Origin of the sequence: Desulfopila sp. IMCC35008 (assembly GCF_010646885.2) — a bacterium.
In the GTDB taxonomy this organism is placed as follows: Bacteria; Desulfobacterota; Desulfobulbia; order Desulfobulbales; family Desulfocapsaceae; genus Desulfopila.
This window is the reverse complement of the sequence record NZ_CP050700.1, coordinates 1,950,445-1,976,109: the sequence shown is the minus strand read 5'-3', so window position 1 is coordinate 1,976,109 and position 25,665 is coordinate 1,950,445. Positions and strand designations below refer to the sequence as shown.

Here is a 25,665-nt window from a genome sequence, read left to right as displayed (position 1 = left end):
AACATTTTGCCACAATCCCATACCAAATATTGTCAACAGCAGTAGAACGAAATTCCCAATTTAAAGCTACTGGGGGGGGGAATAGTATTTACCCCTTTTTACCCGTGCAAAGAACGGAAAACTGGAGGAATAGCATATTTAAATTGTTACCATCCTAAAACTGCCCTTTGGCAAAATAGTTAGTTTTCGGATGGAAACTAAATAACATCAGCAATACCCGTTAGGATTTGCTTTCTGCCAGCGCCAGGTATCTCTACACATGTCTTCAATACTTCTCTCGGCTTGCCAAGACAATTCCATTTTTGCTTTTTCAGGATTACCGTAACATTCAGCGGCGTCTCCAGATCGACGTCCGGAGATTATATGTGGCACTTTTTCTCCTGTCACTTTTTCAAAAGCAGCAATCACCTCAAGCACACTATATCCCTGCCCGGTCCCAAGGTTATATGCTACTACTCCAGGATTCTCTTCTAGTTTCTCCAACGCTTTCACATGCCCGACAGCAAGGTCGACAACATGAATATAATCTCTGACACAGGAGCCATCTGCAGTCGAATAATCTCCTCCAAACACTGTCAATTGCTTGAGTTTTCCAATCGCCACCTGCGAAATGTATGGTAAAAGATTATTGGGAATCCCCAAAGGATCCTCACCAATTTGACCGCTCTCGTGGGCACCAATTGGGTTGAAATATCGTAGCAAACCGATATTCCATCTATTATCAGCTTGATATATATCATTGAGCACCTGTTCAACCATCACCTTCGAGCGCCCATATGGGTTGGTCCCGGATAATGGTAAATCCTCATGAACGGGAACCACATCCGGATTTCCATATACTGTGCATGATGAACTGAATATGATATTCCGCACACCATTCGCGTCCATTACTTCACAAAGATTCAGCGTACTCTGAACATTATTCTGATAATACCAGAGTGGTCTCTGGACAGATTCTCCAACGGCTTTAAATCCGGCGAAATGAATAACTGCATCAATTTTTTTTGACTGTGATTGTAAAACGTTATTGAGCGCATCTCTGTCAAGCAGGTCTACTTTATAAAAAGATAGCTTTTTGCCAGTTATCTGCTGAACCCGTCTTAGAGACTCTTCACTTGAATTCGAGAGATTATCCACAACAGTAATATTGTGGTTCTGTTTGAGTAATTCCAGGCAGGTGTGGCTTCCTATATATCCAGCACCTCCTGTAACCAGTAAATTCATTCAAATATTCCTTTGAAAATGAAACAAAGCGTTAGTTAAAAACTCCAAACTCTCTAAAAAACCTTTTCCTGCCATCAATTTTCTGCCAGAACCCGACACCAAAACGTCTCAATACGACAGGGGGCCATATACCGGATTCAAGGATAGGTGGATCAAGAATTATGTTTTTCAGATTTATTATTCGTTGGAGCAATGTGAAATTATGTGTTGTTTTGAAATCAGTGAACCCAAATACTCCAAAATTTTCCAAATGGTACAGCTCTTCAAAAAACTCTATCTCTTGAGATGTTGGAAGATATACCATTCTGGCATGGTGTTTAGCAAACCACCTTGCATTCGGGGTGAGACCTCCTGTTCTCAAATAATGTTCGGTCAAATTTAAGAAAATCTCGAAAAGGGCATCCTGAAGAGGTTTAATCTTCGTGACGTATAACGTTCTCTCCTCAGGATGATCACTCACCACAACCTGGATTTCATCCCCATCTATTTTCCGATAATCAATTATTTGTGAAGATTGACCCAGTTTACTCGTATCGTTTGCTAAACACAGATAACGCTCGGCACTTCCATGTGATGCCCCCAGGGCCATCTCATAGAGTGATCGGTTATTGTTATACACATTGAAATGATCAGTCAGGGAATTGTTGTTATCAAATAATAACCCCTGTTTCCTGTTTGTTGCAGACGTCTCGGTGGCATTATATGATCCTAAAAAGTAGCCGTTAACAGCAACTTTCCCCTCAAATATATGATAAATATTATCCTGAATGGAGCCTTTCCAGCCAACATCAACAAGAGAAAGCCCCTTCTCCTCAAAAGGGATAGTAAATGACTGCAGGTATGACTTAAAGTTCTCACGTTGTCCAACGCGATATCTCTCGTATGTGATGATAAACTTTTCATTTTCAATCAGTCGTTGAAAATTGGGATGGGCAGCAAGATTATTTATCCTGGTTTCACAATCACATTCCAGAGATTTTACGATTACTGAGACATCATCTTCGATGAAATTAAGGGATTGCAGAAATTCTCTTATCGAGAGGTCGCGATAGTGATCAAGCAGACGGCTGAAATCTTCTTCTTCCAACGCTCGAAGTGAGGCTATGAAAGTGGCTTTTCTCGATGCAATCAGGTAATGGGAACGAATAATCTTTTGCCCAAAAAGACAATCCTGGTATGAATCAAACTGCTTTTTTAAGAACTCACCCTCTTTTGAGAGAAAAAACACATCCTCAATTTGATTTTTTTGTAACGATTCAAACAAGCGATGGCAGAATAACCAGAGACTTATTCCCAACTCTTTGAAAGGAACTGAAGGGGTTGGCAACGATTTGTACCACTTTTCAAAATAGCTCCCTTCAATATTCTCTCTTTCTTTTTTGTGCTCTTCATACTTTTTTTGCTGGGCTGGTCTCTCAACTTTCAATGCAGCACAACCACTCTTTTTTGCCATATTGATATCGGCATGGGGATTATCTCCGATCATCAAAACTTCCTGGGGAAAGCGATTATGCCTGGCACAAATATCTCCAAAGATTGAACCACTTCCCTTACTTTTCCCGGCATCGGCAGAAACATGTATTTCCTTGAAATAAGGGGTTAGTCCCTGGTGGTTTACCATTTGAGAAAAATGAGAAGCTGGAAGATAAAAATCAGATACAAGCAGAACTTCCAATCCTCTTTGCTGTAAACCCTCTAGGACATCAACCATCACCGGACAAACACGTTGAACCCTTTTTTCAACCGCCAATTCAATATTGAGCAGTAGAGCGACAAACCGCTCTTCATTGATTTGATTTTGTAGCTTCGGATATACAGCGGTTAAGGACTCATAGAGGTTAAGAGCCAGCGAATCAAGTCGGAAATCAAGCTCTCCAGTGACTTCTGCGTTGGCCGTCGTCATCGCTAATTCCAAATCCTGCCGAATATGGTAAATCTCTTTTCCAGGCAGAGGAAGTTCCAGTGCTTTACTGAGCATGGAACAGGCTATCGTCTTGGTATGCTCCGGATAGACGGTCCTCGTAATCAACGTGTCGAAATAGTCAAAACATATGAGCAGATTCCCGCCGATGGATTTGTCCAACCCGACAATAAAGTCTACAAGCTGCGTGGGTTTGTCTTTTCCTACTGTCCAAATATCCATAATGGAACTGCCTCACAGGTGCAGCGACCGTCCTTCGGCAAGAAGCTCAACTCAAGAGATTTTATTGATTGTCAAAGAATCGAGAGGGTTATTGAAAATGCCGTGTATGTAAGCACCAGGTGTTAATGCGGTAAACGAATAGATGTTATGAGCCCAACACTGTATGACGTGGTCGAAGGGATGTTCCCCCTCACCTATCCCAAGGGTCAGGGTATATTCCTGGGAGACTACCTCCGGCCACTCGAAATCAAACTTTACAATAGAAAAGCCTTCAGGCAATTGAGGTGGGGTGTCGACTGAGGCTACACTGTTCTCACCAAAAACAGCAACTCCAACGCGATCTTTTACCGTATACCCAAAAATGACCTGTCCAATCTCTCGAACACCATATACCAGCATTCTTATGGTTACTTTCTCACCACGTTCTACTGTTTTAAACAGTTGACCGTCTTTTGTGATGGAGACATTGTAAATGGAAACGGCGCCACCCCCGCCACGAGCTGAGTCTTCAACAGGTAACCAACTCGAAAAATCCGGTTCTATGGCCAGCAGTTTCTCCTTAAATCCAGCAGGAAGAACCACGCAAGATCCGGCCTTCTGCTCCTCCCTGTCAAAAAGTTCATTGTGAACAAGACGGGTATATAAAGCTATTCCTTCGTCTGTTGGTCCATCAAAGAGTTTTTTTCCTCCTTCCATTACTATTACACGATCACATAGACTGGATACTGCCTGCATATCATGAGAAACAAGGACGATGGTTTTTTCAGCCATCATCTTCTTCATGTATTCCATACATTTTTGCTGAAAGAAGATATCACCTACAGCGAGCGCCTCATCAACAATGAGAATATCCGGTTCAACACTGATTGCGGTAGCAAATGCCAGCCGAACAAACATCCCACTGGAATAGGTTTTAACAGGCTGGTCGATAAACTCACCGATGTCTGCAAATTCAACGATTGAAGAAAATTTTGCGTCGGTTTCCTCTCGGGACATCCCCATTATAGACGTTGAAAGATAGATATTTTCGCGACCATTAAAATCAGGATTGAAACCAGCACCCAATTCGAGTAGTGCAGAAATTCGACCACCTACCGTCACACTTCCTTCTGTAGGTTGCAAAATTCCACAGATGACCTGAAGCATCGTTGACTTCCCGCTACCATTCCGTCCTATCAGACCGACAGTTTCTCCTCTGTTAACAGCCAGATCAACATCTGTCAGCGCATAAAAAGGAGTATGATATTGTTTACCGAAGGGAAACAGCGTCTCGAAGACACGGTGTATATTTCTTCGATACAGGCAGAACTTTTTAGTTACAGCCTGCAAAGATATAGCAGAGTTTGAAATATCCATAATAGAGGAAGTTACAACACATCAACAAACTGGGGTTTCAGCCTGCGAAACACCCAACCGCCGGTCAGAAGCATTAACACTGAAAACGTCCAGAAGTATATGGTATACATCCCATGGTGCCAGAATGGGATAAAATTGATAAAAGAATCCCGGTAGCCCTGAACAATATAGAATGCAGGATTCAGTTTGAGCCAGAATTGTATGGTCTCGGACATCATATTAATATCCCAGAATATCGGTGTTACCCAAAAACCAACCTGGATTATAACCGGTACAAGCTGCCCTACATCCCTAGCATATACATTTATTGAAGAAATCAGCCAACCGACGCCACTTGCCAAAACAACAAGGCAAACAAGGTAGTATAGAGCCTGCAGGTAATAGAGACTAAACTCCATGCCGTTACAGAGAATCAACACAATGAGTAGAAGAACAAATGCCCCGTGAGCAACCATATTAGATAGTATTTTTACGGCCACGAGAATCTGGGATGGGAATACCGTCTTTTTTATTATATGCCCATACTGAATAATAACAGTGGAACAAGCAGTAACTATATTAGAAAAAACAAACCACGGGGCCATGCCAGCTGTCAGCCATACGACGAATGGTACATCATTCAGTGGTTTCGCTTTAAAGCCGACACTGAAGACAAACCAGAACACCAGAATCATGACCGCCGGCTGGATAAACGTCCAGATAAAGCCGAGAAATGATCCGACATACATTGATGAGACCTCGCGCCAGGCGAGGGATCTCAACATATGATTATATTTTATAAGGTCACCCGCAAGACGGGCTAGTCCGGCACCTACCATCTATTTAAATCCGTTATGTATCATTCCTTTTTGTGGCCCTTAGGAGCACATGCTAATCCGGGGGTCAGACTTAAGTCTGACCCCAACCAACCGTGAGTAACCTTCGTCTAAATGAGTCCGGCGAAGTAGTCAACTGTTGGCTTTAGTCCTTCTTCCAGTTTGATGGAGGGCTGCCACCCAAGCTTCTCCTTAGCCAGTGAAATATCTGGTCTGCGTTGCTTTGGGTCATCCGATGGAAGCTCTTTAAAAGCAATTTTTGACTTAGATCCGGTAAAGTCGATCACCTTTTCGGCCAGCTCTAAAATCGTAAACTCTCCAGGATTACCAAGATTGACTGGGCCGGTAAAGTCATCTGCAGAATTCATCAAACGGATAAATCCTTCAATGAGGTCATCTACATAGCAGAACGATCTGGTCTGGCTGCCATCACCATATACAGTGATATCTTTACCCTGAAGTGCCTGGACGATGAAGTTTGATACAACTCGTCCGTCATTCGGGTGCATGTTAGGGCCGTAGGTGTTGAATATTCTGGCTATCTTTATTTTTAGGTTATGTTGGCGATGGTAGTCGAAAAAGAGTGTCTCTGCGCATCGTTTTCCTTCGTCATAACATGATCGTCGGCCAATAGGATTGACATGTCCCCAATAATCCTCAGTCTGTGGGTGAATTTCGGGATCTCCATACACTTCACTCGTGGAGGCCTGGAATATTTTTGCTCCTACTCTTTTAGCGAGACCAAGCATATTAATGGCACCGTGAACAGACGTCTTTGTGGTCTGCACAGGATCATGTTGATAATGTATAGGTGAAGCAGGACACGCTAAATTATAAATTTCATCAACTTCCAGATACAACGGAAACGTCACATCATGACGGATACATTCAAAATAAGGGTTATCCAGCAAGGGTAGAATGTTCTGTTTCGTACCTGTAAAGAAGTTATCGATACATAAGACCTCACAGTCTTCTTTGAGCAGCCGGGCACAAAGGTGAGAACCGACAAAACCACTCCCACCGGTTACCGCTACACGTTTCTTATCACTTTTCACAATTCACCTATAAATAGAAAGCACAGGTTATAATTCCTGTGCTATTGAAATATCTAAATTATACTTTCTTGTTGCCCATATCTGAGGCAGGGGTATATTCACAGGTTTTATAATATTTGCAACATACATTTTCAACCTGTGAATGTTTTACTCACATTGTCAAACAGATATCCATGAAACATAAGCTGGAATACATCGCACTTCGCACAATTATTTTCTTTATCAACCTGCTTCCTGTCCCGGTAATTCTATGGTTTTCTGGGATGTTGGGGCGGTTGGCATGGGTCATTTTCCCATATCGTCTTGACGTAGCCTATGAGAACTTATCCAACGTTTTTCCCGAAATGGGGAAAGACAAAATATTCCCCTTGCTGAAAAAAACATACTGTCAATTTGCCAAAACATTCGGGCTCATCTTCATCCTGCACAGAAAAGCACTTATCAAACTGGTCGAAGATGCGCAGATCTCTGGCTTGGATAAAATACAACAGGAACTGGAAAAAGGCAAAGGGGTGATCCTCACCACCTATCATGGCTGCTGGTTCGAGGCGTATTTCGCCTGGTTCAACCTCAACGGACTTCCCACCTCACTCATATACCAGAAACAGGCCAACAAGTTATCAGATGATTATTTTGTAGGTCAGCGAGGGCGATACGGGTCAAGTCTTGAGCATATTCACAGTCAGTCGAAAATGGCTGCGTATCAAGAAGCACTCGAGCGCAATCGCCTCCTTATCATCAGTCTGGACCAGAATTATACCGACAACGGCACGCCGATCCAGTTCTTCAACAAAGAATTGTCATGTGCCAAGGGAACGGCCCTTCTCCATCTTCGAACAGGCGCACCGGTTATGACGAGCGTATACTATATGAAGGACAATAAGTTACATATAGATTTTGATACTGTTGATCTCCCAGAATATACCGAAATCAACGATGATAACATTGCCGACATCAGTCAGCGCGCCATCATCTGGTATGAACCCTGGATCCGCAAGTATCCGGAACAATGGTTCAGCCTCTTTCACCGCCTCTGGAAGAAAAAGGGGTACACGCAGATAAAGCGTAATCTTGGTGATATCTTTTTGTCCTGAAGGGTACCGTCAAGAATGGCCTTTAGTAATACCTGCGGGTAGTGTAAAACTACTCGCCAAGAAGAGCAGGAGGGGTCCGCAGCAGGTGGGGTCAGGCTTAAGCCTGACCCCGGATTTGCAAAGCCTGCCCTCGTGTTGTCGCCCCTATTTACATATAACCACGGAACAGTCACACCTTCACATAATGCCAAACAAAGAAATACTACGACGACTCTACGAGATCATCAAACCATATCGCCCACTTCTCGGGATAGCGATGGTCTGCATGATATTGCATTCTGCTTTCACCACCGCCCAGGCCTGGATATTAAAACCGGTCATCGACGACATGTTCATTGAAAAAGATATGAATATGCTGAAATTGCTCCCATTTGCAATTTTCTTCATCTTCCTGATGATATCCATGTTTAATTATTGCTACACGTTTCTTCTTGAAAAAATCGGGCAATCAATCATCCAGAATTTACGTGTTCGCTTATTTGAACACATCCACAAGCAGCCACTTTCATTTTTTCATGAGCATTCAACCGGGACATTGATTTCTCGCGTGATCTCTGACGTAACGCTCATGCAGATTTCAGTCTCAAATGCGCTGGTTAATATTACCAAGGATTTCTTCCTCGTTCTCTTCCTGCTCATTTTTGTGTTTTACCAAAACTGGGAGTTGGCACTCATAACGTTTATCCTCCTGCCGACCGCTGCCCTGCCGATCGTCAAGTTCAGCAAACTTTTCAGACAGTTCAGCACACGCACCCAGGAAGAAACGGCCAAAGTCAGTGACAGGCTTTATGAAACGATCACCGGCAATCGTATTGTAAAAGCTTTTTCCAAGGAAAAATATGAGGTTGACCGTTTTCAAGATCAGGTAAACGCTCTCTTTGCCATTGTTCTCAAAGATGCAAAATACCGTTCAATGCAACACCCTCTGATGCACACTATTGGCGGTGTTGCCTTTTCAGTTATCGTCTGGGTTGGTGGAAAAGAGGTCATTTATGATGGTGCCTCACCAGGTACATTTTTTGCCTTCCTTGTTGCCCTTATTGCTGCTTACGAACCTGTTAAGAACCTGAGCCGGATCAACCCCCTCATTCAGCAGGGTATGGCTGCAGCGACCCGTATCTTTTCCATACTCGATATAGAGCCCGAAATCAGGGATAAAGATGGTGCTGTCCCCCTGCAACCTTTCACAACCCGGATTGATTTCAAAAATGTCAACTTCAGCTATGACAAGGACACACAGGTCTTATCCGATGTCAACCTTTCAGTCCCATCCGGGCAAGCACTTGCAATCGTCGGTCACAGCGGCGGCGGCAAAACCACAATCACCAACCTGATTCCACGTTTTCTCGATATTAAGAAGGGTTCTATCACCATAGATGGCACCGACATTCGCGATGTTACCCTCTCTTCCCTGCGAAGCCAGATCGCCATGGTCACCCAGCAAACCATCCTTTTTAATGACACCGTTCAAAACAACATTGCCTACGGTGACCTCAACGCCTCTATTGAAGAGATAAGAAAGGCTGCCAAAGCGGCCTACGCCCTCGATTTTATAGATAACCTGCCTAACGGTTTCGACACAATCATTGGCGAAGGCGGTGCACGGCTCTCGGGTGGTGAGCGTCAACGTGTCTCTATCGCCCGTGCTATCCTGAAAAATGCACCGATCCTGATCCTGGACGAGGCGACCTCTGCACTTGATACCGAATCTGAACGGGAAGTCCAAAAGGCTCTCGAAAACCTGATGAAAAACAAGACAACCTTTGTTATCGCCCACAGACTCTCTACCATCAAGAATTGCGATCGGATCATCGTAATCAAAGAAGGCAAAATAGTTGAGCAAGGCACTCATGATGAACTGCTCAGTCTCAATGGTGAATACGAGGTCCTTTACAATATGCAGTACAAATAAATTGCATCAACTACTGAAATGACTGCACAACACTCTTACCGCGACGTTACTATCTCTGCAGGTGTCTATTGCATTATCGCCACCTGCTTCTTTATCCCCCTGTCGACTTCCCTGCTTGGGATAGGTTCGGTCCTTGCCCTTCTCTTCTGGTTTCTTTCAGGAAAATTCCTGCAACTGCCCAACCTCATGCGGGAAAATGCGGTCATACTTTATTCCACCACTCTTTTCATTCTTTTTACAATCGGTCTCGGATACACAGTAGTACCGCTCGATGAAGGTATTCGTATACTTGCCAAGTACAGGGAGCTGATTTTCATCCCCATGGTTTTCATGCTGCTTGCCAACCATGGAAAAGGTCGCAGATTGGCAGAGAACTCCTTTGTGGCTGGCTGCATCATTCTGATGCTGATATCGTACGGGATATATTTTTCCATCCTTCCCGAGTTTAAATACGGAAACTCCATCATCCACCATATATCCCATAGTTTTTTCATGGCATTGCTTGGCTTCTGGGCGCTACAAAGGAGCATGGATGCAGGTCGGTATCGATATCTCTGGGCCATGCTTTTTGTGGCAACACTCATCAACTTGATCTTTATAAATCATGGCCGTGCCGGCATGGTGCTGGTCGTCCTGCTTTCCCTTTTAACAATCATTCAGCGCTGTACCCCAAAGGTGATTCTGATCGGTTTTCTCCTGTTGGCCGGATTAATCACCGGCATCTTTTATACTTCAGAAAACGTGCAGACCCGTGCAATAGACGCATATGATGAGATCACCCACTACCATCCCGGGAGATCCAGAACATCCCTTGGAATGCGATTCGACTGGTGGACCAATAGCATCGACCTTATTAAACAGGCGCCCATCACCGGCCACGGAACAGGCTCCTATGAAACTGTACAAAAAGAGATAAAAAAGAAACGAACCAAGAGTACGGACAACCCTCACAACGAGTATCTTTTTATCGGCGTGCAGGTTGGCCTCATGGGACTTTTCACGTTCCTGGCCCTGCTTGGCTGGCAATTTGCCCTTAGTTTTAAACTTCCCCACCGTGAAAGACACCTGGTTCAAGGTGTGGTTATTGCGATGGCGGCGGGTTGTATTGCTAATTCGTTTTTGTTTGATTCACAACAGGGACATTTCTACGCTTTTCTTTCCTCGGTTTTATTGGCTTCAGGATGGGAATTAGATTCTCAGGGTCAGGCTGGGGTTGAGAGGGGCCAGGCTTAAGCCTGACCCCATGGTGCTAATTTGTCGACAAACCACGAGGTCCGGGGTCAGGCTTAAGCCTGACCCCACTTGACGGCAAACTATCCTGCTAAGCAGAAAGGATGTCTTTGTAGTATCTCTCATACTCTGCCACGACCGCATCAAAAGAAAACGTTGCTTTCCTTTCCTCCCTGATTGCCTCAAACACCTTTCTTGCATCTTCATACCCCGATTGAATCCGGGAAATATCAGCTGCCATCGTCTCACATGAGGTCTGTAGTTCTTGAGGGAGTAACTCGGGAACATCACCCACCCTTGTAGCAAGAACCAAAGGCGCGTAAAAAAATGATTCCAACAGCACCTTGGGGCATCCTTCCCTGTGTGATGACAGAATCACCACGTCGGAATTATGCATCAGTTGCGGAATGTCTTTCCTAAAGCCCGGCAGGAGCACTTTTCCTTTCAAACCTAATTCATCTATCAATTTCCTTAAGGAATCCTCCTCCGGCCCCTCCCCCACAATCTGTAACAAAAACGGGAAATCAAGCTGGGCAACCTGCCGAATAAGGATGTCAAACCCTTTAATTTTATCAAGACGGCCAACGGCCAGCATGCTGAAAGTATCACTTTTTTGCGGTTCCCCTGTTTCTTCTGCCTGCACTCCGTTGAAAATAACCTTTACTGTACCGTGACCCGTTGACTCAACAGACCTGCACCCTTTATGGGAAACCGCACTCACCCACTTCAAACGATTAAATATTCGGCCTTTTCGGTCATTATGTTTGGTACCGAGATGTGGAATGCCTAAAAATCGATTAACACGGTGAACAAGCATGGATCCCTTCGCAGCATGAGAATGAATAATATCGGGTTGTTCACGCTTGATGACCTTGTACAGTTCAAAATGAAGTAAGGGATTATTCGAGGTAGGGTTTGACTGTAACTCAACAATTGTAACACGGGGTGAAAACATGCTTCTGTAGCGGCAATTTCGAACCACAAGCGCCGTTACATCATGACGCTCCGCCAGACCATTGGATAGTTCCAGAAATACTTTTTCCGCACCTCCAAACCCTGCCGAGGCCATAAACTGAATAATTTTCATATTGTAAAAACTTTACGCCGGGCTATAGCCGGGCAAACGTACGGTCACTGTTGCACCACACCCAGGCTTGCTCTCCATAGACACAGAACCTCCATGCTCCTCAATAATTTTTGAAGAAATAGCAAGCCCCAGACCAGTCCCATCGTTTTTGGTAGTGAAATACGGATCGAAAACCCTTGTCAGGTTTTCTTCATCTATTCCTGTACCATTATCTTCAATTTTGCAGACCACGTCAGAACCATCCCGACCCACGTTAACACATATTTGCCCCTCGGCAGAGACAGCCTGCAAACTGTTCAACAGGATATTCAAAAATACCTGCTTTAATTTATCCGCATCCGCAAAAACCACATCCTCGGCTTCGGCAGATAGAATTTCCAGACCGACGCCCTGCTGATCTGCATCCAGTCGGACCAATTCAACAGTCTCAGCTACGATGGCAGAAAGACGCACTTTCTGTTGTTCCAGCGATTCGGGCCGTGCGTAAGCGAGCAGTTCACCGATGGACCGGTTCAACCGCTCTGTTTCCTGAACCAGGACATCTGCACCTTTTCGCCCTTCATCATCACCGGTGAGCCGTCCTTTCAGGACAACTGCCAGACCCTTGATCGAACTCAACGGATTTCGCAATTCGTGGGCGACGCCTGCCGCCATCTTACCAAGTGCTGCGAGTCTTTCGCTCCTCCTTAGTTGCGTTTCGAGTCCCCTTATTTCACTTACATCCTGAAGGAGCAGCAACTCTCCAACCGGCCCTTCCTCCCTGCCGGCCACATCCAGCAGCGTCAGCAACAATGTCTGTTTTTTCTTGTCGCCAATATTGATTGTTTTTTCAAATGTTTCTACGTCTCCACCAGACCTTGTACGGCCAAACAAGGAGCCGATTCCTTCCGGCAACGAATCGGCAGGCTGTTTTAACAGGAGCGATGATGGGTCGACATTTAGAATCACGCCCCCTGCTTCATTCATCATCTTGATATCCCCGTTGGCATCGGTTGCGATCAAACCAACAGGTAATGTCTCAATCAACAAATCATTAAATTCCCGCATCTGCTGCAAGCTGCTCTGGGAACCTCTCAACCCCTGTAAAGTCAACAGCGACAACCAGCCACCGACTCCAACCAGAAGCAACACCACAGAGAGTATGGCAATTTGTACGACCTGGCGTTGAACAGCTTTATCATATTTCTCCAAATCAAGTTCAACAACTAATGAGAACTGCTTACCACGCCACCGATCTAGTTCTTCCTGCAGTTTGTTCTCATCGATACGGTCCCTGAACTGGGAGTTCCCCATTCCCCTGCCACGCATACCATGGTGAATATTATTTCTGAAAGGGCGTGGCTCATACGTCATAGACACCTGATAACCGACTCTCTCACCATTACTGTCGTAGTACATGCGGGCATGGGGTTTCCCCGGTTGGCCAGCCTGGATAAATGAAAGATAATCAGCCCCTATCTTTTCACCCAAATTTCGGGAACCGCCTGCTGCCCGCACGACACCTTGACCATCAATCAACTCGATAAAATGAACATCCTCGTCTTCCAGTGCCTGGCTGATAACATCCTGGATATGTTCAGCAAAACGGTACTGCCTGGCATCGATACCCATCATATAACCACGAAACGACACCTTCATGCCAGAATCGATGAATCGTAGGACCGATTCGCCTTTCTGCAGCAACGCCGCTTCCATCAATCGTTTTTCACGATTGTAGTTGTTGATGGCAAACGACCCGATAATAACGGCCAGGAGCGTACAAGCCGCGGCCAGTATCCAGGGACTGACATTAACCAGATGTTTTCTCATCAGTCCCTTCGTCGCTGTAGTTTAAGATTTTCTCAAGGATAACTTTGGTTATCAGATAGGTGGGTACAATCCCCTCTTCCCCCATGGGACCGGAGGCAAGGGTCTGGCCGCTATGAAGAGGGTTATCTGAAGCATAGTATGCATACCTGGTTTTAAGATCGGCAGTGATATGCCCCTGGATGATGGCGGCATTTATAGCTCTCTGGTAATGGCCACCCTCCATCTCCAAACCTATCGCCTTCCAGCTGGAGGTATGAAACTTTTCCAGAACATCTCGATTTTGTAACGAAGTACCGAGCACTGTCACCATCGGCCCGCTGTAAACTGCCAGATCCGTATCAAAATCGTCCACCTCAAGATCATTGTTGACGATATAATTATGTGGTGTCCCTTCCATCACATGGGCTGTTGCCAGCATAATATCACCCATCTTACCGGGAAGTATGCCCGCTTTACCCATAATCGATATAGATTTGATATCCAGTTGAATTAGCCTCTCCGGCAGATGGCAAGGGCAGAGCAACTCGTCCATTACTTCAAAAGCCTGGGTACCAAAAGCATAGTCAATTACCAGCAGTACCGGCTGCTGTTCCTTGAGTAAATGGGTGTTTACCCGCACACCAGGATGTACCGTTCCGTTATCAATCTTTTCTGTGTCAATAATATGGGCATCTATACTACACCCACTGATATCCTTGAAATATGCTACCCCGTATTCTCCGGCATAATCCAGAATGCCGTTCCCTCTGTCACGGATCAAACGGACCATCTCATAAAAATCATGTGGCACGTCAACTTTTGACTTTTGCAGGGCGCCAGCACCATATAAGGTATTCATAACAGAATGCATATTGGCGCTGATTACATGTATGGGTCGTTTGTCCAGCCCCAACTCTACAATCCTTTCCTTGAGACTGCGTGCCCACACCGTGGCATAGGTGTGTTGCCCGATAAGTTCCCGTAGTGATGGAGTGAAGTAGATTGTTAATTCTTCCTTCCCGCTCTCCAGCTCTTCAATTACCCTTTTTCCGAGATTATAGACAATTTCAAATAATCCAGAGTTTGCCGCTTCTGTCACATGGCTTCTCTGGAGATACTCATAGGTTTCCTTGGTCTCCCGATACGTCCTGCCGAGTATGATGGAAAGATTCCATAATGCCTGGTCCAACTCCCCGCCGACAAGACTGACATCCGAGAGGACAATACGCTCTAACTCTTTGTATTCCGGTGTTGTTCGAACGCCCTTGGTGCAAATCTGGTTATGAACTTTAAAGGCCTCCTGGTTGAGAAACGTAATGTGAGTGAGAATGTCATATATTTCACTCAGCCCCCTGGTGATAACAAAACACATTTCCTGATCAGAAACAGCATAGGAAACACGCCTCCTTTTCAGTGGTACAATCTCCTCAAACGAAGTTCCGTGAAAATCCTCCTGGGCTGTAAGGATAAGCCTACGACATTTTTCTATGCCTCGCGGCATCCGGTCTATCACATATTCCAAGCCCTTAAGTTCCACAATACGTGGATCAGCCATTGAACCGTATATTTCCGGACTGAGGTTTTTTAAGGCCTCACTCAGGTTCTCGCCCGCGGTGCCGGATGGCTTATACATCCCCTGAAGGATGAGGGCATCGGCAATGGTCTTGAAGGTGCGGATGGCAACCCTGGATTTCTGGGATTTTGACAGCTCCTGCATGATGACTCCGAATATGAATTGTTCTTTCAGGAAGGAGATTTCTATCCCTCTATAAATCTGTCCAGTGCTTGCACCAATTCATCTCTTCCAAGCCCACTTTTAGCAGAAAAGAGGATACGTTGCTCTTTTGAAATAGTATGACCTGCATCAAGAAGTCTCGCGTTCTTTGCCCTCTCATTTCCAGAGAGCTTATCTACCTTGGTATAGACAGGCAGATATGGAATTCCCTGTTGTCTGAGCCAGGTGAGAAGCTGCGTGTCCTGGTTTTTCGGTCCATGACGAATATCGAGGATAACAACAACACATTTTAAAGTGGTCCTGTTTTCAAGATATGCAGTAATCAGCCCTTGCCATGAATCCTGCATACCTTTTGACACTTTAGCAAAACCATAACCGGGCAAATCAACCAAATGGACCTTGTCATCAACGAGGAAGTAATTCAGTCCCTGGGTCTTACCCGGCCTGCCGCTCACCTTCACCATTCCCTTTCTACCTATAAGCTTGTTCATCAGGCTTGATTTCCCGACATTGGAGCGCCCGGCGAAGGCAATCTCCGGAAGATCCTCATCAGGAAGCTGCTTGAGGCTGTGGACACTGAGTAGAAATTTTACGTCATGAAATTGCATGATTGTTACCGAAGGTTAAGATGATTTTTTCTTTAAGTATTGCAAAACGATAAATGGCCTGTCAAGCATTGCTTGGCAGGCCATTGAGAAAGTTTATGAGGACCGTGATCTCTGGTAAACAAGATCAATCCGATCAGATAACCTTATTAAGCGGATATTCAATGATCCCTTCAGCGCCCTTCTTGGTCAGGCTGGGAATAAGGTCCCGCACAATATCCTCGGAGACAACCGTCTCAACAGAAAACCACTTGGTGTTGTAAAGATTGGCCACTGTCGGTGCATTGAGACTTGGCAGAAGACCCACAATAGCCTCAAGTTTCTCTTCGGCAACGTTCATCTTCAAACCGACGATACGGTCGGCTTTCAGAGCCCCCTGCAGCAGCATAAAAATATTTTCAATTTTCTCACGCTTCCACGGATCATCCCAGGCTTCCTTATTAGCGATGAACTGGGTATTGGACTGCATCAATTCATGGATGATTCGCAGACCGTGGGCACGGATGGTAGACTCAGTCTCAGTTACCTCGACGACGGCATCGGCCAGACCAGCAACAACTTTAGCCTCTGTGGCTCCCCAGCTGAATTCAATATCCACATTGATTTTTCGTTCTTCGAAAAATTTCCTCGTAACATTGACCAGCTCGGTCGCAACTTTCTTGCCTTCAAGATCCTCAAGCGTCTTAATCTCTGAATTTCCGGCAACAGCGATAACCCAGCGGGTGGGTTTACGGCTCACCTTAGAATAAACGAGATCTCCGACCAGTACGGCTTCGGACTCGTTTTCCATAGTCCAGTCTTTCCCTGTGATACCCGCATCGAGCATTCCGCTCTCGACGTAACGGGACATCTCCTGGGGACGACAGATGGAGCAGTCGACTTCAGAATCATCTATCTCAGGGAAATAATTTCTTGCAGCCGGTTTAATTGCCCAGCCAGCTTTTTCAAAGAGTTCTATGGTTGCTTTTTCGAGACTGCCTTTCGGCAACCCAAGTTTCAATTGTGACATTGTACGACTCCTCCAACAGAGCTTCTATTCAGGTTCCCGATGGGAACTAATTTTTTCCGTAAACTTTCTCAGGGTCAAAGATCTTTTTACCCTCAACAACAAGTTCATCTCCTACCAGGCGCCTGTAAAAACAAGTTCTGTGACCTGTATGACATGCAGCGTCACCAATCTGCTCAACTTTGAAAACTACTGTGTCCGCATCGCAGTCCACCAGGATGTCATGAATCATCTGCACATGCCCCGACGATTCACCTTTCAACCACAGACTCTGCCGGGAGCGACTCCAATAATGCGCCTTACCTGTCTCCACAGTTTTCTGCCATGACAGTTCATTAATGTATGCAAGCATCAAAACATCACCGGTCTTATAGTCCTGCACAATAGCAGGCAATAATCCATCGGCTGATTTTGCAAAATTCAACATCATACTTCCCCAGGAATATAAATAATAAATTGAAGTGCCTTTCTAACCGGCTGTTTGAAGGACCGGATTTCCCGAACCTGATCCGGAACACAATAAGCAGGAATAATAAGTGACTTTAAAGAAACCTCGGACATTACGAAGGGATTTCTTTTTTGTCAAGAAAACATGCGATATTTTCTTCTCACCTCTTAATTTTATTGCTTACTTGTTTCCTGTACGAGTAGTATTTATAGTTTGCCAAATTTTATAAACGATACGTTTAATAATATACAACACCTCGATTCAGGAGCATTCTGTCATGAAAAAAGTAGAAATTAACGATTCGGTAACACTCACTTTTGTCGGCACACTTGATGACGGCCAGGAATTCATGGTGAGAGACGCTTCAAACCCTCTTACCATAAAAATCGGGGAACATGACCTTCCCCCAACAATTGAGAACGGCATTGTAGGACTTGGTATTGGGGATAAGAGAAAGCTCACCGTTAGCCACGAAGAAGGATACGGCCCGCGCCAAAAATCCCTTTTACAAACTATCACCAATAAAGAAATCATTGAGCGCATCAAACCAAAACCGGGAATGATCGTCTATCTCAACACCGAGCGGGAAGGACAGGAAGTCAAAGTCCCAGCCACGGTTATAGAAATAAACGATGAGGGCGTGCTGATCGATTACAATCATCCTCTTGCAGGCCATAACCTTACTTACGAAATCACCGTCACCGATATTGTTAAAGGTACGAACTGATTCCTTTCCCTTTGTGCCCTCTTTTCCTTGGGGGCACATCTTTTCAAAAATACCTCAGTATTTCTTACTGTTACCTGCTACCAACTTCAGAGTAGCTCCATTTATGAAAATATTTCCTATACATTGTTGTTCAGCCATGTATTACCTGTTATAAGTCCACCGAAAATATTACCGCTTGTAGGGAGTTTTCTATGCAATTTGAAGATGATGAAATATTACAAGGATTTATAGAGGAATCACTGGAACACTTGGCAGATATCGAAAACGATCTGCTCTCCATCGAGGAGGCTGGCGCCAACATTGATGAGAATCTTGTCAATAAAGTCTTCCGGGCAGCCCACTCCATTAAGGGTGGTGCTGGTTTCATGGGTCTCACAGCAATCCAGGAATTATCGCATGCTGCAGAGAATGTTCTCGGCATGATTCGCAGTAAAAAACTTATCCCCAACCCTGAAATTGTCAATGTTCTGCTCCTGGCAGCCGACCAGCTTCAGTCAATGATTGAGGATGTACAAAACAGCAACGATTTCGACATCACCCAGCACGTCGATCCCCTGAATGCTATTGCAGATGGCACCTTTGGAGGAAGCGGAGTCCCACAACCTGCCAAAGAAACTGTCCCAGTTGAAGAGCCCGCCACAGAACCAGAACCTGTTGCTGAACCTGAGACTACTGAAGAGAAAGTCCCACTTCATGAAGAGCAGCAGGAACAAGTAGAACCCGAAGCCATCGATGAAAGTGAGATTCACCATGAAGAAGAATTCGAAAATGGTGACGAAGCAGACGCGGACCACCTCGAAGTTGAAATGGCCATTCCAGATCCTCCTGATCCTGTAACACAATCTACAACGACAGCACAAAGTACCGATGCCAAAAAGCCTCCGGTTAAAGGCGAAACATCGATCAGGGTCAACGTCAGCCTACTCGACTCATTGATGACACTTGCAGGAGAGTTGGTACTCAGCCGAAACCAGCTGTTACAGACGATCGGCAGTGATGATTTCAAGAATGCTGAGACAGTTGGACAGCGCATCGACCTGATCACCTCCGAGCTGCAGGAAGCAATCATGCTTACCAGGATGCAGCCAATCGGCAATGTATTTAACAAATTCCCGCGTGTTGTCCGGGATCTCTCCAAACAGCTCAATAAAAAAATTGACCTGACGATTGTCGGAAAGGATGTAGAACTCGACAAGACCATTATAGAGTCTATCAACGATCCCCTGACCCATCTTGTCCGGAACTCCATTGATCACGGCATCGAAATGCCGGCTGACAGGAAAAAACAGGGCAAATCTGAAAGCGGTATCGTTCTCTTAAAAGCCTACCACGAAGCAGGTCAGGTCGTTATTGAGATCAGCGATGACGGTAAAGGAATAGATGGTGATGCATTAGCTGACAGCGCTGTTAACAAAGGCTTGCTTACAGCTGAACAAGCCATGGCCATGTCCGAAAAGGAGAAAGTAAATCTTATTTTCCTGCCCGGATTCTCCATGGCCAAGCAGGTTACGGATGTATCGGGACGTGGCGTTGGCATGGATGTGGTCAAAACCAATCTGGATCAACTAGGCGGCCATGTTGATATTATTTCGGATGTTGGGCAGGGAACTACCATTTCCATCAAGCTTCCGCTCACTCTTGCCATTATCCCTTGCCAGATAATTATGACAGGCGGCGAACGATACGCAATTCCACAGGTAAACCTTGAAGAATTGCTGCGAATCCCGGCCAGCCAGGTGAAAGAACGTGTTGAGCGTGTTGGCGATGCAGAAGTGGTGCGTTTACGCGGTAATCTCCTGCCACTTATCAGGCTTTCTGATGTTATCGGTCTTGAAAGGACTTACTGGAATGAAAAGGAACAGTGTTTTAAGGAAGATCGCAGAGAGCAGCTGAGTGACCGAAGGGGCAAGGAATCCCCTATGTTTGAATCGGGCAGCAATAACACTACCAATGCTCCGCTCAACAAGGAATTACACAATCGTTCCGTTCTGGACAGACGATACGCTGCATCCAGTGCACTTAATATCGTTGTTGTCTCTACCGGATCGATGAAATATGGCCTGGTCGTTGACAGGTTGCTCGATTCAGAAGAAATTGTCATTAAACCTCTCGGCAGACATCTCCAACAGTGCAAAGGGTATGCTGGTGCAACAATTATGGGTGATGGGCGTATCGCCTTGATCCTTGATGTTGCCAATCTGGCGCGCATGGCCAACCTCACGTCACTCGACGGAACTGACAGAGCAGCAGAGCTATCTATTTCTGCAGAAGATGCAATTATGGCTAAACGCGATAAGCAGGCTCTGCTTATCTTCAGAAGCAGTGAAGAGGAACAGTTTGCCGTTCCACTCAATCAGGTCGAGCGAATTGAAAAGATCAAAATCGAAGATATTGAGGAACTCGGCGGCAAACGTGTCATGCAGTATCGTGGCGGCAGCCTGTCACTCATCAGGGTTGATGATGTGGCTATGGTCCAGCCAATTGCTGACCAGGACAACTTACTCGTCATCGTTTTCACCGTTGCCAACAGGAATGTCGGTCTGCTCGCCATTGGCCCGATCGACGCTATCGAGACCTCTGTAGAAATTGACGATGTAACCCTCAAACAGACCGGCATCATGGGCTCGGCCATTATCGATACGCATACTACAATGCTGGTTTCTATTTTCGAATTGGTCCAGACTCTGTTTCCGGAATGGATCGAGGAAATGGATTCTTTCGATGTTGATGAAGTTGGTGCTGAAAACGTCCCAACGATCCTGCTCGCTGAAGATTCAAACTTTTTCCGCAACCAGGTGAGAGGCTACCTGGTCGAAGCAGGATATGAAGTGCTTGAAGGCGAAGACGGACAGATCGCTTTTGAGGTGCTGGAAAATAATATAGACTCAATTTCCATGGTTATCACCGATATCGAGATGCCCAATATGGATGGTTTTGAACTGACCGAGAAGATCAAGGGTGACCCACGATTTACGGGCCTGCCGGTTATTGCACTCACCACCCTTGCTGGTGAAGAGGACGTGGCCCGCGGGAAGGCCGTCGGAGTCGACGAGTACCATATCAAGCTCGATAAAGAGCGGTTGATGGCCTGCGTCCACTCTTACATGAAGAAAATGTTCTAAAACTCATCCTAAATTTCACTATATGAGCGATCATGAGTAATCAAGCACAACAGACAGGCGGTAAGAAAATTGTTGAACTGGCCACCTTTTACGTAGGAGAAGCCCTCTGCGGGATGGATATCCTCAAGGTTCAGGAGATCAACAAACTGATGCAGATGACCAAGGTTCCCCAGGCACCGGATTATGTACTCGGCATCCTGAACCTGCGTGGACAAATCGTCACCATCATTGATCTCGGTAAAAAAGTAGGCCTCGGAGAAACAGATACCGATGCTGATCCAAGAAACATCATCGTCAACTCACCCGGAGGCTATGTCGGACTGCTGGTAAAGAAAATTGGTGATGTGGTCCCGGCTGATATGGAAAAACTTGAGGCAGCCCCCGCCAACATGAGTGGGATTCAGGGTGATTTTTTTACCGGTGTTTATAAAACAGATGCCAAACTGATCGGTATCCTCGATGTCGATAAAGTACTCAGTATTGAAGATTAACATAAATAATGCACGTCAAAAAAAAATTAAGGGTACTGGTCGTTGACGATACGATCGTCTACAGAAAGGCCGTATCCGACATTATTGAAGAAATACCGGGAGTAGAACTCGCAGGTGTTGCCCATAATGGCAAGATAGCACTTGCGAAGATAAAAACACTCAAGCCTGACCTGCTCACACTCGATATCGAGATGCCGGTCATGAATGGCCTCGAGGTACTCGCCGAATTAAAAAAGAGTCATCCCGAGGTTGGGGCAATCATGCTCTCCACACTGACGGCAGAAGGTGGTGAGGCGACCTTACAGGCGCTTGAACTAGGGGCTTTTGATTTCATTCTAAAACCCCAGGCATCAGCAAACCTGGCGGCAGGAAAAAAAGAGATCAGGGCGCTACTCCAGCCAATACTGGAAGCATTTTCCAGATCAAAATCAACAAGAGGACTGTTACCAAGCCGGACAACTACAACCCCAGCAAGACCAGCGCTAAAAAAAATGGGGCGTGCAGGAAGAATCCAGGCACAACCTGTCACTCCCGGCGTCAAGCATCGAAAGTCCGAAATCGTCACTATAGGTATATCCACCGGTGGTCCGAACGCTCTCAACCAGATGCTGCCGAAATTACCAGGCAATATTAACGTACCGGTGCTCATCGTCCAGCATATGCCGCCTGTGTTCACCAAATCGCTTGCGGCAAGCCTTGATAAAAAATGTGCTCTAACGGTAAAGGAGGCGGTCGACAAGGAGCCAATCAAACCCAATACTGTGTATATCGCGCCCGGCGGAAAACAGATGAAACTCGTTGCAGCCGCTGACGGAAAGGAGCGATTGATCAAAATCACCAACGATCCACCGGAAAATTCGTGTAAACCGGCCGTAGATTATCTTTTCCGCTCAATCGGTGATTACTATGTGGGAAGGACCACGGCGGTAATTATGACCGGCATGGGTTCGGATGGCACCCTGGGACTCCAAGTACTTAAACAAAAAGGGGCCTTTGTCATAGCCCAGGATGAGGCCAGTTGTGTCGTCTACGGAATGCCCAAAGCACCTGCTGAACTTGGCTATGCAGACGTTGTAGTTCCCTTGAACCGCATCGCCGACGAAATAGTTAAAACATTGAAATAGCGACATAACGTCGGCCGAACGTATAATTTGAGAAACGCATGATTAAGATTTCGCCAACAGAACTCAAAACAATATCCCAGTACATCCACGATATCTCAGGGATATTTCTGGACCAGTCCAAATCCTATCTGCTTGAAACCAGATTAAGTTCGGTGGCTGAAACAAATGGTTGTAAAACATATCATGAACTTCATCAAAAAGCCAAAAGGGAACCAAGCAAGAAAATTGAACGTGCCATCGTTGACGCAATTTCAACCAATGAAACTCTTTTTTTCCGTGACACAGGGCCTTTTGAATTACTTAAGCACAAGATTCTTCCTGAAGTTATCGACGCCCGTACACCTTCAGCGCCCACTCTCAAAACACAAGTACGTATCTGGAGTGCCGCCTCATCCACCGGCCAGGAGCTTTACTCCATCGCTATCATCATCAAGGAATTATTAGGCGACCTCTCAAAATATAACGTATCACTTTTGGGCACAGACATTTCAGACACCGCAATAGCACAGGCAAGCTACGGTAAATACAATAAATTTGAGATAGAAAGAGGCCTGGACAGGCCAACACTGCAGAAATATTTCAAGCTGCTTGGTGACTCCTGGAAAATCAATGACGAAATAAGGGCAATGGTTAACTTCAGGAAGTTGAACCTGATGCAACCATTCACTTCCCTGGGAAAGTTTGACATCATTTTTTGCAGAAATGTGGCCATATATTTTACCATGCAGGACAGAAAAAAATTGTTCAATAAAATCGCAGACAGTCTTACAGACGACGGCTTTCTCGTTATCGGATCAACAGAATCCCTTACCGGTGTTTGCCCAAGGTTCGTTCCGAAACGACATCTTCGATCTATCTTCTACCAGAAAAAGTGATCATGGAGGATTGTCATGAAAAATCTATCCATTCTTGTTGTTGATGACGATCCGGTTATCCGGCGGCTTCTCGAAGAACGACTGAAAAATGCCGAATACCGGGTCATGGTTGCTGAAGACGGTTACCAGGCAGAAGCTTTCCTCAAGCAGGAACATTTCGATGTTGTCCTTACTGACCTCGTTATGCCTGGTGATATCGGAGGCATTGAGGTATTGGAGATCACCAAGGAAATCCAACCGGATACAGAGGTGGTATTGATCACCGCCCATTCCTCCGTGGATACAGCTGTTGCCGCCATGAAAAAAGGGGCTGCTGATTACCTCGAAAAACCGATCAATTTTGATGAACTCCTGTTGAGGATGGAAAAGATCACTAACCTCAAAAATATCCTTCGTAATGCCCAGGACCTTGGACAGGCGATGACTGTTACCGAAACGGAAGCCGCGTCGACTATCCAGGACCTTGAGATGCGCGTAACAAAGATCCAGGCCGTTCTCGATCAGGTAGAGACCATACTGCAAAACGATTATGATTCTGAAGACGTCAGAATTCAAAAAGCACTGGGAACCCTCGCTGAACAATAAAAATTTATTGAACAAAAAAAGGGGCGTTGGATTATATCATCCAACGCCCCTTTTTCTGTTATCGTTCATTCTTCTATTGTAACGCCGGCTCCAATAATACAGATTCTTTATTAAGGCCAACAACTCCGTATAACTGGGTATCCTCAAAGACAGTACCTTCAAGATCAGCTCCAGTCAGATCGGCTCCTGACAAATCCGCCTTATAGAGGTCTACACCATTCAGATTAGCATCCTGCAGATTTGCATGAAGTAGCGAAGCTCCTTTCAGGTTAGCTTTTCTCAGATTTGCACCCGAGAGATTACAGTTATTAAGGTTTGCCCCTTCAAGATCAGCTCCTTTGAGGTTTTCGCCAGAAAAATCAAGCCCTGAAAGATCACACCCATAACATTTTTTTTCGTCCAGAAACATTTCCATGGCAACGGCTTTAGTATCAGTTAACTCTACAACAGTATCCCGTACGTCATCAATTTGTTGCTCTACTTCTTTGGCAACTTCAACAGCTTCTATCTTTGCTACCTCGACCTGCTCTACACTTTCTTCATCCATTTTTTCAACAGGCGCAGGTGCCATTGTCGGTTCATCCTCAACAACAGGAATCATGGGTTCCTGTTGTACTGTCTGGACTGGTTCCTCAACAATCGGTTCTTCTACGATTTCAATACTCTCTTCAACAACAGGCACCTGTTGTTCGGCAACCTTTGGCTCTTCTCTCACTTCCTGTTCTTCAACCACTTCTTCCACAACAGGTTCAACTGTTTCTTGCTCTGTCACTGCAGCATGGTCACTCTCTTCGACTACTGCAATTTCCTCTTGCTTTTCTGTTTCAGCTGACACTTTCTGTATAAATGCGTCATCGAACAGTGCACCGATAAGATAAGCTCCTGATAGCGATGCTCCCTCCAGGTTGGCCCCGGTAAAGTCAGTTCCAGCAAGATCGGCGCCTCCAAAACCTACATTTACCAGAGTGGCGTTCCGGAAATTAACATTGGATAAATTTGCCAGATAACACTTGGCACCTGTAAGATCAGCACCCTCCAGATCGGCCCCCGAAAGGTCATACCTGTTAAGGTTTACCCCCTTAAGATCACAAGCCTGACAGCTGTTTGTCTCAATCAACCTGTCAAGATTTTGTTCAACATTAGCACCATCCTGTGCCATAACTGTGGAGCAAGCTAAAACCAATGCCCCGGCAACAACTGCAGATTTGCAAAGTAAAGCTATTCTCATATTTCCTCACCCCGG

At 45.5% G+C, this 25,665-nt stretch carries 21 protein-coding genes; 9 read left to right on the top strand and 12 right to left on the bottom strand.

The features are described 5' to 3' along the window. Nucleotides 1-207 precede the first annotated feature (207 nt). The 5 genes from galE to GA520_RS08750 all read right to left on the bottom strand — a co-directional run bounded on the left by galE (nucleotide 208) and on the right by GA520_RS08750 (nucleotide 6,593). A complete protein-coding gene (gene galE, locus GA520_RS08770) occupies nucleotides 208-1,224 on the bottom strand; it encodes a UDP-glucose 4-epimerase GalE (protein WP_163339213.1) in 1,017 nt (338 codons plus the stop codon). A 31-nt stretch (nucleotides 1,225-1,255) separates the two neighbouring features. Beyond that, nucleotides 1,256-3,367, bottom strand: coding sequence for an HAD-IA family hydrolase (locus GA520_RS08765; protein ID WP_163339214.1), 2,112 nt, complete (start codon nucleotides 3,365-3,367; stop codon nucleotides 1,256-1,258). Between the two features lie 51 nt (nucleotides 3,368-3,418). After that, the gene (locus tag GA520_RS08760) at nucleotides 3,419-4,723 is read right to left on the bottom strand and encodes an ABC transporter ATP-binding protein (RefSeq protein ID WP_163339215.1); all 1,305 of its coding nucleotides are present in this window, start codon (nucleotides 4,721-4,723) and stop codon (nucleotides 3,419-3,421) included. 11 nt (nucleotides 4,724-4,734) lie between these two features. Continuing rightward, nucleotides 4,735-5,487, bottom strand: coding sequence for an ABC transporter permease (locus GA520_RS08755; RefSeq protein ID WP_240910203.1), 753 nt, complete (start codon nucleotides 5,485-5,487; stop codon nucleotides 4,735-4,737). 161 nt (nucleotides 5,488-5,648) lie between these two features. Further along, complete coding sequence (locus GA520_RS08750) at nucleotides 5,649-6,593, bottom strand: UDP-glucuronic acid decarboxylase family protein (RefSeq protein ID WP_304511312.1); 945 nt, start codon at nucleotides 6,591-6,593, stop codon at nucleotides 5,649-5,651. A gap of 173 nt (nucleotides 6,594-6,766) precedes the next feature. Here GA520_RS08750 and GA520_RS08745 point away from each other — a divergent pair, with 173 nt between their 5' ends. The 3 genes from GA520_RS08745 (at nucleotide 6,767) to GA520_RS08735 (ending at nucleotide 10,832) form a co-directional block, all read left to right on the top strand. After that, nucleotides 6,767-7,687, top strand: a complete 921-nt coding sequence (locus tag GA520_RS08745; RefSeq protein ID WP_163339217.1) for a lysophospholipid acyltransferase family protein — start codon at nucleotides 6,767-6,769, stop codon at nucleotides 7,685-7,687. A gap of 184 nt (nucleotides 7,688-7,871) precedes the next feature. Then, on the top strand, nucleotides 7,872-9,599 hold the full coding sequence (msbA, locus tag GA520_RS08740; protein ID WP_163339218.1) for a lipid A export permease/ATP-binding protein MsbA: 1,728 nt from the start codon (nucleotides 7,872-7,874) through the stop codon (nucleotides 9,597-9,599). Nucleotides 9,600-9,617: 18 nt separating this feature from the next. Next, nucleotides 9,618-10,832 carry an O-antigen ligase gene (locus GA520_RS08735; protein WP_163339219.1) on the top strand — a complete coding sequence of 405 codons (1,215 nt, stop codon included), beginning with the start codon at nucleotides 9,618-9,620 and terminating at the stop codon, nucleotides 10,830-10,832. A gap of 88 nt (nucleotides 10,833-10,920) precedes the next feature. Here GA520_RS08735 and GA520_RS08730 read toward each other — a convergent pair whose 3' ends face one another. The 6 genes from GA520_RS08730 to hisI all read right to left on the bottom strand — a co-directional run bounded on the left by GA520_RS08730 (nucleotide 10,921) and on the right by hisI (nucleotide 17,477). After that, complete coding sequence (locus GA520_RS08730) at nucleotides 10,921-11,916, bottom strand: glycosyltransferase (protein WP_163339220.1); 996 nt, start codon at nucleotides 11,914-11,916, stop codon at nucleotides 10,921-10,923. A 12-nt stretch (nucleotides 11,917-11,928) separates the two neighbouring features. Then, on the bottom strand, nucleotides 11,929-13,725 hold the full coding sequence (locus tag GA520_RS08725) for a PAS domain-containing sensor histidine kinase (RefSeq protein WP_163339221.1): 1,797 nt from the start codon (nucleotides 13,723-13,725) through the stop codon (nucleotides 11,929-11,931). Beyond that, nucleotides 13,706-15,421: a hypothetical protein gene (locus tag GA520_RS08720; RefSeq protein WP_163339222.1), complete on the bottom strand. Its 1,716-nt coding sequence runs from the start codon at nucleotides 15,419-15,421 to the stop codon at nucleotides 13,706-13,708. Before GA520_RS08720 ends, GA520_RS08725 begins: the two co-directional genes overlap by 20 nt. A gap of 41 nt (nucleotides 15,422-15,462) precedes the next feature. After that, complete coding sequence (gene yihA, locus GA520_RS08715; RefSeq protein ID WP_163339223.1) at nucleotides 15,463-16,047, bottom strand: ribosome biogenesis GTP-binding protein YihA/YsxC; 585 nt, start codon at nucleotides 16,045-16,047, stop codon at nucleotides 15,463-15,465. 133 nt (nucleotides 16,048-16,180) lie between these two features. Beyond that, nucleotides 16,181-17,053 carry an ATP phosphoribosyltransferase gene (gene hisG, locus GA520_RS08710; RefSeq protein WP_163339224.1) on the bottom strand — a complete coding sequence of 291 codons (873 nt, stop codon included), beginning with the start codon at nucleotides 17,051-17,053 and terminating at the stop codon, nucleotides 16,181-16,183. A gap of 46 nt (nucleotides 17,054-17,099) precedes the next feature. Beyond that, nucleotides 17,100-17,477: a phosphoribosyl-AMP cyclohydrolase gene (hisI, locus tag GA520_RS08705; RefSeq protein ID WP_163339382.1), complete on the bottom strand. Its 378-nt coding sequence runs from the start codon at nucleotides 17,475-17,477 to the stop codon at nucleotides 17,100-17,102. A gap of 298 nt (nucleotides 17,478-17,775) precedes the next feature. On the opposite strand from hisI, the gene GA520_RS08700 reads away from it, so the two are divergent. The 6 genes from GA520_RS08700 (at nucleotide 17,776) to GA520_RS08675 (ending at nucleotide 24,422) form a co-directional block, all read left to right on the top strand. After that, on the top strand, nucleotides 17,776-18,225 hold the full coding sequence (locus GA520_RS08700) for a peptidylprolyl isomerase (RefSeq protein ID WP_163339225.1): 450 nt from the start codon (nucleotides 17,776-17,778) through the stop codon (nucleotides 18,223-18,225). Between the two features lie 191 nt (nucleotides 18,226-18,416). Then, the gene (locus tag GA520_RS08695) at nucleotides 18,417-21,347 is read left to right on the top strand and encodes a chemotaxis protein CheW (protein ID WP_163339226.1); all 2,931 of its coding nucleotides are present in this window, start codon (nucleotides 18,417-18,419) and stop codon (nucleotides 21,345-21,347) included. Nucleotides 21,348-21,379: 32 nt separating this feature from the next. After that, complete coding sequence (locus GA520_RS08690) at nucleotides 21,380-21,838, top strand: chemotaxis protein CheW (protein ID WP_163339227.1); 459 nt, start codon at nucleotides 21,380-21,382, stop codon at nucleotides 21,836-21,838. Between the two features lie 8 nt (nucleotides 21,839-21,846). After that, entirely contained in the window at nucleotides 21,847-22,962 is a 1,116-nt protein-coding gene (locus GA520_RS08685) for a chemotaxis response regulator protein-glutamate methylesterase (RefSeq protein WP_163339228.1), read from the top strand. Nucleotides 22,963-23,000: 38 nt separating this feature from the next. Next, on the top strand, nucleotides 23,001-23,837 hold the full coding sequence (locus tag GA520_RS08680; RefSeq protein WP_163339229.1) for a protein-glutamate O-methyltransferase CheR: 837 nt from the start codon (nucleotides 23,001-23,003) through the stop codon (nucleotides 23,835-23,837). A 15-nt stretch (nucleotides 23,838-23,852) separates the two neighbouring features. Further along, nucleotides 23,853-24,422, top strand: a complete 570-nt coding sequence (locus GA520_RS08675; RefSeq protein WP_163339230.1) for a response regulator — start codon at nucleotides 23,853-23,855, stop codon at nucleotides 24,420-24,422. Between the two features lie 73 nt (nucleotides 24,423-24,495). On the opposite strand, the gene GA520_RS08670 is transcribed toward GA520_RS08675, so the two are convergent. Further along, complete coding sequence (locus GA520_RS08670) at nucleotides 24,496-25,650, bottom strand: pentapeptide repeat-containing protein (protein ID WP_163339231.1); 1,155 nt, start codon at nucleotides 25,648-25,650, stop codon at nucleotides 24,496-24,498. Nucleotides 25,651-25,665: the final 15 nt, after the last annotated feature.